Source organism: Streptomyces sp. MJM8645, from assembly GCF_001625365.1.
Taxonomy (GTDB): Bacteria; Actinomycetota; Actinomycetes; order Streptomycetales; family Streptomycetaceae; genus Kitasatospora.
Window position 1 is genome coordinate 6,216,545 of sequence record NZ_LJJF01000001.1, and the last position, 12,441, is coordinate 6,228,985.

The window sequence follows — 12,441 nt, forward strand, 5'->3', positions numbered from 1 at the left end:
ACATTCGGCCGACCCGACCCGACCCGACCCGACCCGACCCGACCCGATCGGCCGTCCTAGCGCAGGTGCTGCAACCACCGCACCGCGCCCGGTACGTCCGGGGCCGCCGGTACGCCGTCGGGCAGCGGCGGGCGTTCCACGACGACCACCGGGAGCCCGAGTTCGCGCGCGGCGGTGAGTTTGGGCGCGGTCGCGGCGCCGCCGCTGTCCTTGGTGACCACGACGTCGATCCGGTGCTCGCGCAGCAGCGCCCGTTCGCCGTCGAGCGTGAACGGCCCCCGGTCCAGCAGGACTTCGAGCGTGGACGGCAGCGGCGGCTCGGGCGGGTCGACCGAGCGGGCGAGGAAATGCAGGTGGTCGAGGTGGGCGAAGGTGGCGATGCCCTGTCGCCCGGTGGTGAGGAAGACCCGCCGTCCGAGGCCGGGCAGGAGTTCGGCGGCCGCGGCGAGCGAGGGTGCGTGGTGCCAGCGGTCACCGGGGACGGGCGCCCAGCCGGGCCGCCGCAGCGCCAGCAGCGGCACGTCGGCGGCGGCCGCCGCGAGGGCGGCGTTGCGGGACATCCCGGCGGCGAACGGGTGGGTGGCGTCGATGACCGCGTCGACCCGTTCGCCGCGCAGCCAGTCGGCCAGCCCGTCCGGGCCGCCGAAGCCGCCGATCCTCACCTCCCCGGCGGGCAGCCGGGGTTGGGCGACCCGGCCGGCCAGCGAACTGGTGACCCGCAGGGACGGCAGCTCGACGAGTGCGGCGGCCAGCGCCCGCCCCTCCGTCGTGCCGCCGAGGATCAGGACGTGCCGGGTCATGGGGTTCACGCCCCGCAGGGCTCGTGCGGGCGTTCGCGCTCCGCCGAGTAGAGGTGGCTGTCGCGGAACTGCTCGGCGGCCAGGGTCCGGCCGACCAGGATGACGGCGGTGCGGACCACGCCCGAGGCCTTGACCTGTTCGGCGATGTCGGCGAGGGTGCCGCGCAGCACCAGCTCGTCCGGCCGGCTGGCCATCGCGACGACGGCGGCCGGGCAGTCGGCGCCGTAGTGCGGGAGCAGCTGCTCGACGACGTCGTCCACGTAGCCGGCGGCCAGGTGCAGCACCAGCAGGGCGCCGCTGCGGCCGAGGGTGGCCAGGTCCTCGCCCTCGGGCATCGGGGTGGCGCGCTTGGCGATCCGGGTGAGGATGACGGTCTGGCCGACGGTCGGGACGGTCAACTCCCGCTTGAGCGCGGCCGCTGCGGCGGCGAAGGCGGGCACGCCGGGGACGATCTCGTACGGCACGCCGGCCGCGTCGAGGCGGCGCATCTGCTCGGCGACGGCGGAGAAGACGGACGGGTCGCCGGAGTGCAGCCGGGCCACGTCCTGTCCGGCCTGGTGCGCGCGGACCAGCTCGGCGATGATCTGGTCCAGGTTGAGCTGCGCGGTGTCGACGAGGCGGGCGCCGGGCGGGCATTCGTCGAGGAGCTCGCGCGGTACCAGGCTGCCGGCGTAGAGGCAGACCTCGGCGCGGGCCAGGAGGCGCTGGCCGCGCAGGGTGATCAGGTCGGCGGCGCCGGGGCCGGCTCCGATGAAGTAGACGGTCACGACGCGTTCTCCTGAGGGGTGTTGGGCTTGACGGCGGACCACTGGGTGACCGGCATGGCCTGCCGCCACCCGGTGAAGCCGCCCACCGGGACGGCGTGCGCGACGGCGAGTTTGACGAGCTCCCCGCCGTGGCGCCGGTACCACTCGGTGAGCAGCGCCTCGGATTCCAGCGTCACGGTGTTGGCGACCAGCCGGCCGCCCGGCCGCAGGGCGGCCCAGCAACTGTCCAGCAGGCCGGTCGCGGTGAGGCCGCCGCCGATGAACACCGCGTCGGGGGCGGGGAGTTCGGCGAGCGCGGCGGGGGCCGGGCCGGTCACCACGCGCAGTCGTGGCACGCCCAGGGCGGCGGCGTTGCGGGCGATCCGTTCGGCGCGTACCGGGTCGCGTTCGATGCTGACGGCCTGGCAGTCGCGGTGCGCGCGCAGCCACTCGACGGCGATCGAGCCGGAGCCGCCGCCGACGTCCCAGAGCAGCTCGCCGGGGGAGGGGGCGAGGGCGGCGAGGGTGGCGGCGCGCACGTGCCGCTTGGTGAGCTGGCCGTCGCTCTCGTAGGCGGCGTCGGGCAGGCCGGGGACGAGCGAGTTGCGGGGGCCGTCGCCGAGGTCGACCGCGATGACGTTCAGCGGGTCGCCGGGTGGGTGCGGCCAGCCGTCGGCGGTGCCGTCGAGCCGGCGTTCGGCCGGGCCGCCGAGCTGTTCGAGCACCCGCAGACGGGCGGCGCCGTAGCCGCGCGCGGTGAGCAGCCCGGCGACGGCGGCCGGGGTCGCGGCGTCGGCGCTCAGCACGAGCAGGCGGCGGCCGGGGTTCAGGGCCAGGGCGAGGGTGTCCAGCGGGCGGCCGACCAGGCTGACCACCTCGGTGGACTCCAGCGGCCAGCCGAGTCGGGCGCAGGCGTGGGAGACGGAGGAGGGGTGCGGCAGGACGCGCAGCCGCCCGGCGCCGACCGTCTCGGCGAGGGTGCGGCCGATGCCGTAGAACATCGGGTCGCCGCTGGCCAGGACGGCGACCCGGCGGTCCGCGTGCGCGGCGAACAGCCCGGGGACGGCCGGGCGCAGCGGGGACGGCCACGGGACGCGCTCGGCGGCGACCTCGTCGCGGGGGAGGAGGTCCAGCTGCCGGGGGCCGCCGACGACCACCTCGGCTGCCCGCAGGGCGGCCCGGCCGGCGGTGGAGAGGCCGGGCCAGCCGTCGGCCCCGATCCCGACGACGGTGATCGGGGGTGGCAGCTCGGGCACCGGGTGGCTCCTGTCGTTCGGCGGGCGCCGTGAGTAGAAAAAATAACTATCGGGGCAGCCTACCTGGCGGTATCCGGCCGCCCGTCTCCCGCCCGTCCCCCGCTACCGGTCCGCCCAGTCCCCCGAGTCGATCACCGCGGGCCGTTCCCGTAGCCGGCTCTCGACGACGGGCCCGGCGAAGTACACCCAGGCCTCCCGCACCTCGCCCGCCGCCGTCCGCACCGGCAGCCGCCGCCGTACGTACAGGCCCGTCCCGTCCGCCCGGCAGTCCTCCAGCCGGTCCAGCGCCGCGAGCGCGCCCGCGTACGCGCCGGGCCGTACGGTGATCAGCTCGCCCACGATCCGGCGCCCGGGCGTCGCGTCCGGCACCGCGTACGGGTACCCGGGGCCGTCGTGCAGTGTGGCGCCGTCCAGCACGGCCGGGCGGATGTCGGCGCAGCGTCCGGCCAGGTGGGCGGCGTGGTTGCGGCCGCCGCTGCGCAGGGTGCCGTAGACGAAGAACGGCAGGGCCTCCTCGGACACGGGTTCGACCTCTCGGCTGGGGGAGCGCCCACGGTACGTCCTCGCGCCCGCGCCGCGATAGCGCCTCTTGCCTCGCGCGTCCCGCGTCCCGCGTCCCGTGCCCTGCGTCCCGTGCCCTGCGTCCCGTGCCCTGCGTCCCGTGCCCTGCGTCCCGTGCCCTGCGTCCCGTGCCCTGCGTCCCGTGCCCCGCGTCCCGTGCCCCGCGCCCCGCGCCCCGCGCCCCGCGCCCCGTGCCCCGCGCGTCCGCCGGGTGGTGGGCGTCAGGCGGCGTCCGGGGCGGTCCGTGCGTAGGTCAGGACGACGTTGCCGCGCTCGAAGACGCGGCTGTCGGTGAGCGTGAAGGCGCGGGGCCCGAACTCCGCGCGGAACAGCGGGATGCCCGATCCGACCACCACCGGGTACTGCTTGATGATCAACTCGTCGATCTCGGGCAGCAGCTGGCCGGCCAGGTCGGCGCCGCCGCAGAGCCAGATGCCGAGCCCGTCCTGTTGCTTCAGCCGGCGGACGAGGGCCACCGGGTCCTCCGCAGTGACCTCCACCGCCGGGTCCGGGCTGGTGCCGAGGGTGCGGGAGACCACGATCTGCCGCAGGTGGGCGTAGGGGCTGGTGAGGCCCACGGCCAGCCCCGGTGCGTAGGTGCCGCGGCCCATGACGACGGTGTCGAAGCGCTTGTTGGGTGCCTCCGCGATGCCGAACGCCGCGCGGCCGGGGGTGGGGATGGTCTCCGGGTACTCGGCGAAGAGCGTCGAGGTGTAGTCCTCGGTGAGGAACGGCGCGAAGAAGTCGAAGCTGTCGTCCGGGCCGGCGATGAAGCCGTCGATGGTGGTGCCGATGAAGTAGGTGAGCTTGCGCATGCAGGTCCTTTGGGGTCGGGAAGCGGCGCGGGCCGTGCGGCCCGCCGCCTAACCACTCCGACTATAGTACTCCAGTTGTAGTGGTTGCCGAGGTGTTTTCGGACCCGGGCGCCCCGGCCCCCGAAAACCCCGCGAGAGAGAATCGACCCATGGTCCAGAACCCCGCCCGCCGCACCGCCCTCGCCGACGCCGCCATCGAGGTCCTCGCCCGCGAGGGCGCCCGCGGCCTCACCTTCCGCGCGGTCGACGTGCAGGCCGGCGTCCCCAACGGCACGGCCTCCAACTACTTCGCCAACCGCGACCACCTGCTCCACCAGACCGCCCGGCACATCCACCACCGGCTCACCCCGGACCCGGCCGTCATCGCCGACCTGCTGCGGGCGCCGCGTGACCGCGCTCTGGTCGCCGCCCTGATGCGCGACCTGATCCGCCGCATCTCCGCCGACCGGGCCGGCTACCTCGCGATGCTCGAACTGCGCCTGGAAGCCACCCGCCGCCCCGGCCTGAGGGCCCAGCTCACCGGCACCATCCGCGAGCAACTGGAGGCCAACGTCGCCTACCACCTCGACGGAGGACTGCCCGGCGACCGCGAGACCGTCCTCGTCCTCTACCTCGCGATGACCGGCCTGATCGTCGAACACCTCACCCTGCCCGAGGTGTTGGGCACCGACACCCTGCCCGCCCTGCTCGACACCGTCGTCGAGCGAATCGTCCCCGCGACCTGACTCTGCCGGCCTCGCGTTTCGGCGGGCGAGGGGGCGGCTGTGCCGGAGGGGGTGTCAGAGGGTGTGCGGGGGCCTGCCCGTCCACCAGTTGCCGGGGGCGTCGGGGTCGCGGCTGGTCCAGAACTCGATGATCGCGCTGGTGAACTCGGCTGCGGAGAGGGTGCCGTCGCCGTCGCGGTCGAGGTGGCGGAAGGCCTCGTCGGCGTCGTCGCGGGAGAGGCCGGCGAAGTGGCCGCGCTGGAAGACGAAGAACTCGCCGGCGTCGACCGTTCCGCTGCGGTCGGTGTCGGCGACGGCGAGGAAGGCGTCGGCGAGTGCGCCGAAGCTGGTCCGCGCGGCCTCGGGGTCGTCGGAGAGGGCGCCGGTCGAGCGGACGAACTGTTCGCGGGTGATCGCCTCGGTGCCGGCGGGCAGGTGGGCCAGGTGCAGGTCGTGCCAGACCGTCAGGTAGGCGCGGACGATGACGGCCTCGGCCTCGGAGCCCTCCTGATGGCCGAGCGAGCGGGCGACGGCGATGCCCATGAGGACGTGGTCCCGTTCGGTGAGGAGTCCGTCGCCGTCGGCGTCGAGGTGGTCGAACCCGTGGTTGATCTTTGCTGTGAGCAGGTCGTCCGACAATGTGCCCCCTCGGTTGGCGATCACTACGACACGTCGCCAGCACGCTAGTGCCTGGAGTCGCGCTCGCGCAGCCGAACGACGGGCGAACGGCCACACGAGCGCGACTCGAAGGCGGGGTCGCTAGCCGTCCTGGTGCTCGGCCCAGACGTACGCCTCGGGGAGCAGGTCGAGGACGGGCAGGGCGAGCAGTTCCGTTCCCCGCTTGACAATGATCTCGACCGTCGGGAAGTAGTCGAGCAGCACCTGCCGGCAGCGGCCGCACGGAGGCACGACGCCCCGGCCCCGGTCGCCGACCGCGACGACCGTGGTGAGGTCGTACGCGCCCTGGCCGGCGGCCGCGCCGATGAGGACGAGCTCCGCGCACGGGCCGCCGGTGAAGTGGTAGGCGTTCAAGGCCGTGACGATCCGCCCGTCGGCGTTGCGTCCGGCGGCCGCGACGGTGTGGTTGTCGCCCCGGGAGAAGCGCTGGGCCACCGCCCGGGCGGCCTCGACGAGCTCCTGGTCGACGGCTGCGCGGTCTCCTACGGGGTCGGATTGATCGCTGACGGACATATTCGCTGGGACTCCTTGATCGCACATGACAGGCTTCGAGCATGGACCGACCGCCCCTGACCGTGCCAACGCTTTACGCGGGCCCCTTCACCCTTCGCCCCTGGCGCCTCACCGACCTCGCCGTGGTCCGGGAGGCGGGCACCGACCCGTACATCCCGCTGGTCACCACCGTCCCGGCCGCCTCCGCCGGGTACGACGACGAGCGCCGCGACATGCACCTCTACGCACTCCTCCCCACCGACCCCCGCGAGGCCACCGACCCCCGCGAGGACCGGTCCCCGCGCTAGTGCACCGCCGCCAGCAGCTCCCGGGTGTACTCGGTGTGCGGCGCGCTGAACAGGCGGTCGCGGTCGGTGGACTCGACCAGTCGGCCCCGGTGCATCACGGCCACCCGGTCGCAGAAGTGCCGCACCACGGCGAGGTCGTGCGAGACGAACAGGAAGGCGACGCCGAGGCGTTCGCGCAGCTCCATCAGCAGGTTGAGCACCTGCGCCTGGACCGAGACGTCGAGGGCCGACACCGGTTCGTCCGCGATGATCAGGCGCGGCTGCGGGGCGAGGGCCCGAGCGATGCCGATCCGCTGGCGCTGTCCGCCGGAGAACTCGTGCGGGTAGCGGTCCAGGTGGGCGGCGGGCAGCCCGACCTGGTCCAGCAGTTCGGCCGAGCGCTCCCGCCGCTGCGCCGCGTCGAGTGAGGTGTGCAGGCGCAGCGGGGTGTCGAGGGTCTGGGCGACGGTGCGGCGCGGGTTGAGGGAGGCGTACGGGTCCTGGAAGACCAGCTGGATCTCCCGGCTGAGCCGGCGCCGCAGCTCCCGGCTCGGGCGGGTGACGTCCTGGCCGTCGTACAGGACCGTTCCCGAGGTGGGCTGTTGGAGGCCGGCCAGGACGCGGGCGGTGGTGGACTTGCCGGAGCCGGACTCGCCGACCAGTCCGAGCGTCTCGCCGGGGGCGATCCGCAGTCCTACGCCCTCCACCGCCCGGACGGGCTCGGCGCGCAGGTTGGGAAGGCGGCGCCGCCCGGGGAAGTGGACGGCGAGGTCCGCCACCTCGACGAGCCAGCGCTCCGGGTGCCCGACCGTCCGGGGCGCGAATTCGGCGGTGGGTGACGGATCGTCAACTGTCGGCAATGGCGAGCCGGGTACGGAGTCGAGGGTGAGCGCCGCCCCGACCAGTGCGCGGGTGTACGGCTCGCGCGGCGCGGCCAGCAGCTCGGCGGTCGGCGCGGACTCGACCTCGACGCCGCCGCGCAGCACGAGCGTGCGGTCCGTCGTCCCGGCGACCACGCCGAGGTCGTGGCTGACCAGCAGCACCGCCGTGCCGTGCTCGCGCTGCAACTCGCCGAGCAGGTCGAGGACTTGCCGCTGCACCCGGGAGTCCAGGGCGGTGGTGGGCTCGTCGGCGATCAGCACCTGCGGGTCGTTCATCAGTGCCATGGCGATCATCACCCGCTGGCGCATCCCGCCGGAGAACTGGTGCGGGAAGTCGCGCACCCGGGCGGCCGGGATGCCGACCCGGTCGAGCATCGCGGCGGCCCGTCGGCGGGCCTCGGCGCGGCCGGCGCCGGGGTGGTGCAGCCGGTACATCTCGGCGAGTTGGGCGCCGACGCCGTGGAAGGGGCTGAGCGAGGTGAGCGCGTCCTGGAAGACCAGCGCGGCCCGGCCGCCCCGGACCGGGCGCAGCGTGGACTCCGTCGCGCCCACCAACTCCTGCCCGCCCAGCCGGATCGAGCCGGTGACGGTGGTGGTGCGCGGGTCGTGCAGGCCGAGGACGGCGAGGCCGGTGGCCGACTTGCCGGAGCCCGACTCGCCGACCAGGCCGAGGACTTCACCGGCGGCGAGGTCGAAGGAGAGCCCCCGGACGGCGGTCACGGGCGCCCCGCCGCGCGGGTCGGCGAAGGTGACGGTCAGATCGCGAACGCTCAGCACGGGCTCTGCGGAGGGCGCGGCACCAGGCCCAGGAGCGGCCTCCGACACGGCTCCGGGCGCGGCTCCGGACACGCCCCCGGACACGGATTCAACAGTGGACGTCATCGAACGGCTCCAGTCAGCTCAGGCGGATTCGCGGGTCGAGCCAGGCCACCACCAGGTCGGCCAGCGCGACGAACAGCACCACGAAGCAGGCGGCCAGCAGCACCGCGCCGACCACCGCGGGCAGGTCCTGCCCGGACACCGCCTGGGCGGCGAACCGTCCGACCCCGTTCAGCCCGAACACCGTCTCGGTGATGACCGCCCCGCCGAGCAGCACCCCGGCCTCCAGACCGAGCAGTTGCACCAGCGGTCCGGCGGCGCCGCGCGAGGTGTACTTGAGGTGGGCGCGCAGCCGGCCGAGGCCCTTGCCGCGTGCCGTGCGGACGTACTCCTCGTTCATCGTCTCCAGTAGCTGGGAGCGTGAAAGCCGGGCGAACACGGCGGAGTTGACGAAGCCGAGGACGAGCCAGGGGAGCAGCAGCCCGCCCGCCCAGGCCGCGAGGTCCTCGGTCGGCGGGGTGTAGGAGGGCAGTGGCAGCAGGCCGGTGGAGTAGACCAGTGCCCACTGGGCGACGTATCCGAGGAAGTAGATCTGCACGCTGGCGCCGACGAGGGTGAAGCCGGAGAGCAGCCGGTCGGTGCGGCCGCCGTGCCGCAGCGCGGAGACGAACCCGGTGCCGAGGCCGAGCACCAGCAGGACGGCGAGGGCGCCGGCGGTGAGCGAGAAGGTGACCGGCAGGTGGTCGGCCAGGGCCTCGGTGACGGGCTGGTGCAGCCGGTAGGAGTAGCCGAGGCAGGGCGCGTCGCAGTGGATGACCGAGCCGTCCACGTCGCTGATGTCGCGCCCGGCGACGACCCCGGTGAGGTAGTCGGTGTACTGGGTGAGCAGCGGCTGGTCCAGGCCCATGCTCTGGCGCACCGCCGCGACTTGGCCGCTGTCGCAGCGCGGGCCGCAGGCGGCGCGGGCCGGGTCGGCGGGCGCGGCGTAGAAGAGGGCGAAGGCGGCGGCGGAGACCGCGACCAGGACGGCGAGGGCCTGGAGGGTCCGCCGCAGGGCGAAGGAGAGCATGGCCGGTCCGGGGTCGACGGGACGGGGAGGCGTGCGCGAGGGCTACGTGGAGCACACGGGGAGTGCAGGACTTCAGGGGCCCGCCCCCGCACCGACCGGCGCGGGGGCGGGTACGGCGGTCAGGACTTCAGGTACAGCCACGCCAGGCTGACCGTGCCGTAGATGGGGTGGATGAACGCCCCGCCGACGTTGGAGCCGCGCACCTGGTTGACGTTCGCGTAGACGAACGGCAGCACCGGGACGTCCTGCATCACGGTCTTCTCCAGCGCGTACAGCTCCTTGGCCTTGGCGCGCGGCTCGCCGATCTGGTTGATCCGGTCGATCTCCTTGTCCACCGCCGGGTTGCGGTAGCGCGCGGAGTTGAGGTCGCTGCCGGCGCGGCCGTCGAAGGAGAACGGGATCAGCGTGGACGGGGTCGGCCAGTCGACGGAGGAGGTCTCCTCGAACAGGTCGTACGGGGAGTCGGCGCGGTGCACCTCGTCCAGGAACGCCTTGGGGTCGATCGGCTTGGGCACGATGGTGATGCCCGACTTGGCGAAGCCGTCCACCAGCACCTGCGCGGTGCGCTGTCCGTCCGGGGTGTTCTTGTACCCGTAGGTCAGGCTGGTCGGCGCCTGCTTGGCCTTGGCGAGCGCGGCCTTGGCGGCCTCCGGGTCGCCTTCGGGCTTGACCGGGTAGAGGTCGTACTTCTCCCAGTCGATCAGCGCCGGCGAGCTGAGCGTGCTGGCGAGTTCGCCGATCCGGGAGCCGCCCTGGACCTGGCGGGCCTGCTGGCGGGGGTAGCCGAGGTGCAGGGCCTTGCGGACCTCGACGTCCGGCACCCGCTCGTTGTTGATCACCAGCTGGGTGACGAAGGCGCCCTGGCGCCCGGAGACGACCAGGTCCTTGGCCTTCGGGTCGGTGTCGGCGGTCTGGTACAGCTCGGGGGAGAGCACGTCGGAGGCGGTGGTGGCGCTGGCGCCGCCGTCGCGCCCGGACAGGATCTCCTGGTTGATGTTGAGCGCCTCCTTGCCGAACGTGAAGACGAACTTGTCCGGGTACTGGCTGCGGATCGGGTCGGTCTCGGCCTTCCAGGCGGGGTTGCGCTCCAGCACCATGCGGGTGTTCTGGATGTGCTCGACGATCCGGTAGGGGCCGGTGGCGAACGGCTGCCGGTCGTAGTCCGTCCCGGTGTCCTTGTCCCGGCGCACCGGCGAGGACGAGGACTGCGCGGCCATGTACGGGACGTCGGCCTGCGGCTGCGGGAAGTGGAAGACGAGGGTGTGCTCGTCGGGCGTCTCGATCGCGGCCAGGTCGCCGTCCTGCGGGCCGGCGTACTTGGCGCGCGCCGCCTCGTAGCTGGCCTCGCCGGTGAGCCACTGCGGCCAGTACGGCGGGCCGACCTCGTAGCCCTTGCCGAAGCTGCGCTCGATGCCGTACTTGACGTCCTGGGAGGTGATCGGCTTGCCGTCCTCCCAGGCCACGCCGTCCTTGAGCCGGTACGTCCAGGTGCGCCCGCCGTCGCCGGAGGTGCCGGTGTCGGTCGCCAGGTCGCCGACCAACTTGGCCTTGCCGTCGACGACCTGATACTGCGTCAGCTGGCGGCCCCAGAGCAGCGAGGCGTTGTACGTCGCGCCCGCGTAGACCTTCTGCGGGTCGAGGTGGCGGAACTCGACGCTGTTGTACACGTTGACGGTGCCGCCCACGCGGGCGCCGGCGACGGCGGGGGCCGGGCCGGCGCTCTCCTTCTCGCCGCCGAGCGCGGCGGTCAGCGGGGACGTCTCCTTGGCGGCCGCCCCGGCGGGCGCCGGGCCGGTGCCCGCGCCGGCCGAGCAGGCGGTCGCCAGCAGGGCGGTGGCGACGACGGCGAGGGACGGTCTGGTCCAGCGCATGGCGAATCTCTCCTTGCCCCGGGAGTCGGGGCGGGTCGGGGCGGGCTTGGGGTGATGGACGGAGGAGGACGGGGGCTCAGCGGGCGGCGCGCGGGTCCAGCGCGTCCCGGACGGCATCGCCGAGCAGGTTGAAGGCGAGCACGAAGAGCAGCAGGGCGACACCGGGGAAGACCATGTAGGTCGGATCGGCCTGGAAGACCTCGGAGCCGCGGGAGATCATCCGCCCCCAGTCCGGGATCGGCTCCGTGATGCCGACGCCGAGGAAGGACAGCACCGCTTCGGAGGCGACGAAGGTCGGCACCGCCATGGTGGCGTGCACCAGCAGCTGCGAGCGGACGTTCGGCAGCAGTTCGTGGACGACGACATGGAATCGGCCGGCGCCCTGGGCCCGGGCGGACTGCACGAAATCCCTTTCCCGGAGCGACCGCACGGTGGCCCGCAGGGAAAGCGCGAGCGGAATCCAGCCGAACGCGGAGAAGACCAGGATCAGCACCAGGAACTGCATCCACTCCGGTTCCGCGGCGCCCGGATCGACCAGCCGGGACTGGATGACGGGGCTCAGCGCGAGGAGCAGGAGCAGGGTCGGAAAGGCCAGCAGCACGTTGGCCAGGAAGCCGAACAGCCGGTCGGCGATCCCGCCGAGGTAGCCGACCGCGACCCCGGCCAGCACGCCGAGCGTGGTGGTCACGGCGGCGGAGGCGAAGGCGATCAGCAGCGAGGTGCGGATGCCGTAGAGCAGCTGGGTCAGGACGTCCCGGCCGAGCCCCGGCTCCAGGCCGAACCAGAAGTCGCCCGAGATGCCGCCGTTCGGCAGGACGGGCAGGCCGCTGTCGCTGAGCAGGCCGGGGGAGTTCTGGCCGTAGTGCTCGACCGGGTTCTTCCCGTACAGGGCGGCGATCAGCGGGGCGGCGAGGGCGAGCAGCAGGAAGAGCAGGACGACGGCGAGGGCGGCGGCGCCGACCCGGTCGCGCAGGAGTCGGCCGAGCAGCCTCGGCGCGGCGGGTGCGGGGACGGTGCCCGCTGCTGTTTCGACCACGGCCATGAGAGGCGTACTCCCCGAATTCTCCGCCGCCCTGTGGGTGAGGGTGCGCTGGTGTGCATTTCCGAACCGGCCCCCGGGGGTTTCCCGTCGGCCGTTCGAGCGCCATCAGACCGGATGCGCGGGGAGGTCCGCAAATCACCTCCGGCGGTTTTCCCCGGCATTGTTTCGGCGCGTATTGCGGCTTCATTCGGCGTCATTGCGCCGCAATACCGGCGTTGCAGAAGAACGGACATCGAGGGACGAAACGGGCGTGCCGTCCCGAATCCTGAGATCTCCGCCACATCCCCCCGGGCATTGGTACGATCCCGGGGAGCCGCGACTGGCGCGCACGGATGGAACCGACCATCGGGAAGCGGCTCCGTGCACCCGCACGACAGTTGCCGAGCGCCTGGGCCGTCCGTACTCGTCCGTGCACCACGA

General features: G+C 73.6%; 13 protein-coding genes and 1 riboswitch. Of the genes, 2 read left to right on the top strand and 11 right to left on the bottom strand.

Going from position 1 to position 12,441, the window contains the following annotated elements:
• Positions 1-56: 56 nt before the first annotated feature.
• The 5 genes from A6F73_RS26465 to A6F73_RS26485 form a co-directional block, all read right to left on the bottom strand.
• On the bottom strand, positions 57-800 hold the full coding sequence (locus A6F73_RS26465; RefSeq protein ID WP_063351553.1) for a cobalt-precorrin-6A reductase: 744 nt from the start codon (positions 798-800) through the stop codon (positions 57-59).
• Between the two features lie 5 nt (positions 801-805).
• Positions 806-1,567, bottom strand: coding sequence for a precorrin-4 C(11)-methyltransferase (gene cobM / locus A6F73_RS26470; protein WP_063350076.1), 762 nt, complete (start codon positions 1,565-1,567; stop codon positions 806-808).
• Positions 1,564-2,802, bottom strand: a complete 1,239-nt coding sequence (locus A6F73_RS26475; RefSeq protein WP_063350077.1) for a bifunctional cobalt-precorrin-7 (C(5))-methyltransferase/cobalt-precorrin-6B (C(15))-methyltransferase — start codon at positions 2,800-2,802, stop codon at positions 1,564-1,566. Before A6F73_RS26475 ends, cobM begins: the two co-directional genes overlap by 4 nt.
• A 102-nt stretch (positions 2,803-2,904) precedes the next feature.
• Positions 2,905-3,324 carry a gamma-glutamylcyclotransferase family protein gene (locus tag A6F73_RS26480; protein ID WP_063350078.1) on the bottom strand — a complete coding sequence of 140 codons (420 nt, stop codon included), beginning with the start codon at positions 3,322-3,324 and terminating at the stop codon, positions 2,905-2,907.
• Positions 3,325-3,584: 260 nt separating this feature from the next.
• Positions 3,585-4,178, bottom strand: coding sequence for a dihydrofolate reductase family protein (locus A6F73_RS26485; protein ID WP_063350079.1), 594 nt, complete (start codon positions 4,176-4,178; stop codon positions 3,585-3,587).
• Positions 4,179-4,327: 149 nt separating this feature from the next.
• On the opposite strand from A6F73_RS26485, the gene A6F73_RS26490 reads away from it, so the two are divergent.
• Positions 4,328-4,903: a TetR/AcrR family transcriptional regulator gene (locus A6F73_RS26490; RefSeq protein WP_063350080.1), complete on the top strand. Its 576-nt coding sequence runs from the start codon at positions 4,328-4,330 to the stop codon at positions 4,901-4,903.
• Positions 4,904-4,957: 54 nt separating this feature from the next.
• Here A6F73_RS26490 and A6F73_RS26495 read toward each other — a convergent pair whose 3' ends face one another.
• Both A6F73_RS26495 and A6F73_RS26500 read right to left on the bottom strand, forming a co-directional pair.
• The gene (locus A6F73_RS26495; RefSeq protein ID WP_063350081.1) at positions 4,958-5,521 is read right to left on the bottom strand and encodes an EF-hand domain-containing protein; all 564 of its coding nucleotides are present in this window, start codon (positions 5,519-5,521) and stop codon (positions 4,958-4,960) included.
• 120 nt (positions 5,522-5,641) lie between these two features.
• Complete coding sequence (locus A6F73_RS26500; protein ID WP_063350082.1) at positions 5,642-6,073, bottom strand: cytidine deaminase; 432 nt, start codon at positions 6,071-6,073, stop codon at positions 5,642-5,644.
• Positions 6,074-6,114: 41 nt separating this feature from the next.
• On the opposite strand from A6F73_RS26500, the gene A6F73_RS42585 reads away from it, so the two are divergent.
• Entirely contained in the window at positions 6,115-6,360 is a 246-nt protein-coding gene (locus tag A6F73_RS42585) for a hypothetical protein (RefSeq protein WP_063350083.1), read from the top strand.
• Here the strand turns inward: A6F73_RS42585 and A6F73_RS26510 are convergent.
• From A6F73_RS26510 to A6F73_RS26525, 4 genes are all read right to left on the bottom strand, one after another.
• Positions 6,357-7,997 carry an ABC transporter ATP-binding protein gene (locus tag A6F73_RS26510; protein ID WP_244293504.1) on the bottom strand — a complete coding sequence of 547 codons (1,641 nt, stop codon included), beginning with the start codon at positions 7,995-7,997 and terminating at the stop codon, positions 6,357-6,359. The two genes, A6F73_RS42585 and A6F73_RS26510, sit on opposite strands and share 4 nt — an antisense overlap.
• Before the next feature lie 118 nt (positions 7,998-8,115).
• On the bottom strand, positions 8,116-9,108 hold the full coding sequence (locus tag A6F73_RS26515; protein ID WP_063350084.1) for an ABC transporter permease: 993 nt from the start codon (positions 9,106-9,108) through the stop codon (positions 8,116-8,118).
• 119 nt (positions 9,109-9,227) lie between these two features.
• Positions 9,228-10,979, bottom strand: a complete 1,752-nt coding sequence (locus A6F73_RS26520; RefSeq protein ID WP_063350085.1) for an ABC transporter substrate-binding protein — start codon at positions 10,977-10,979, stop codon at positions 9,228-9,230.
• A 76-nt stretch (positions 10,980-11,055) separates the two neighbouring features.
• Entirely contained in the window at positions 11,056-12,021 is a 966-nt protein-coding gene (locus A6F73_RS26525) for an ABC transporter permease (protein ID WP_063350086.1), read from the bottom strand.
• A gap of 305 nt (positions 12,022-12,326) precedes the next feature.
• Positions 12,327-12,422: riboswitch (ZMP/ZTP riboswitch) on the top strand.
• Positions 12,423-12,441: the final 19 nt, after the last annotated feature.

What these genes read in the sequence shown, in the direction of transcription:
- A6F73_RS26515 (WP_063350084.1), bottom strand. Translation starts at nt 9,108, where the DNA reads ATGCTCTCCTTCGCCCTGCGGCGGACCCTCCAGGCCCTCGCCGTCCTG.
- A6F73_RS26520 (WP_063350085.1), bottom strand. Translation starts at nt 10,979, where the DNA reads ATGCGCTGGACCAGACCGTCCCTCGCCGTCGTCGCCACCGCCCTGCTG.
- A6F73_RS42585 (WP_063350083.1), top strand. Translation starts at nt 6,115, where the DNA reads ATGGACCGACCGCCCCTGACCGTGCCAACGCTTTACGCGGGCCCCTTC.
- A6F73_RS26525 (WP_063350086.1), bottom strand. Translation starts at nt 12,021, where the DNA reads ATGGCCGTGGTCGAAACAGCAGCGGGCACCGTCCCCGCACCCGCCGCG.
- A6F73_RS26465 (WP_063351553.1), bottom strand. Translation starts at nt 800, where the DNA reads ATGACCCGGCACGTCCTGATCCTCGGCGGCACGACGGAGGGGCGGGCG.
- A6F73_RS26500 (WP_063350082.1), bottom strand. Translation starts at nt 6,073, where the DNA reads ATGTCCGTCAGCGATCAATCCGACCCCGTAGGAGACCGCGCAGCCGTC.
- A6F73_RS26485 (WP_063350079.1), bottom strand. Translation starts at nt 4,178, where the DNA reads ATGCGCAAGCTCACCTACTTCATCGGCACCACCATCGACGGCTTCATC.
- A6F73_RS26490 (WP_063350080.1), top strand. Translation starts at nt 4,328, where the DNA reads ATGGTCCAGAACCCCGCCCGCCGCACCGCCCTCGCCGACGCCGCCATC.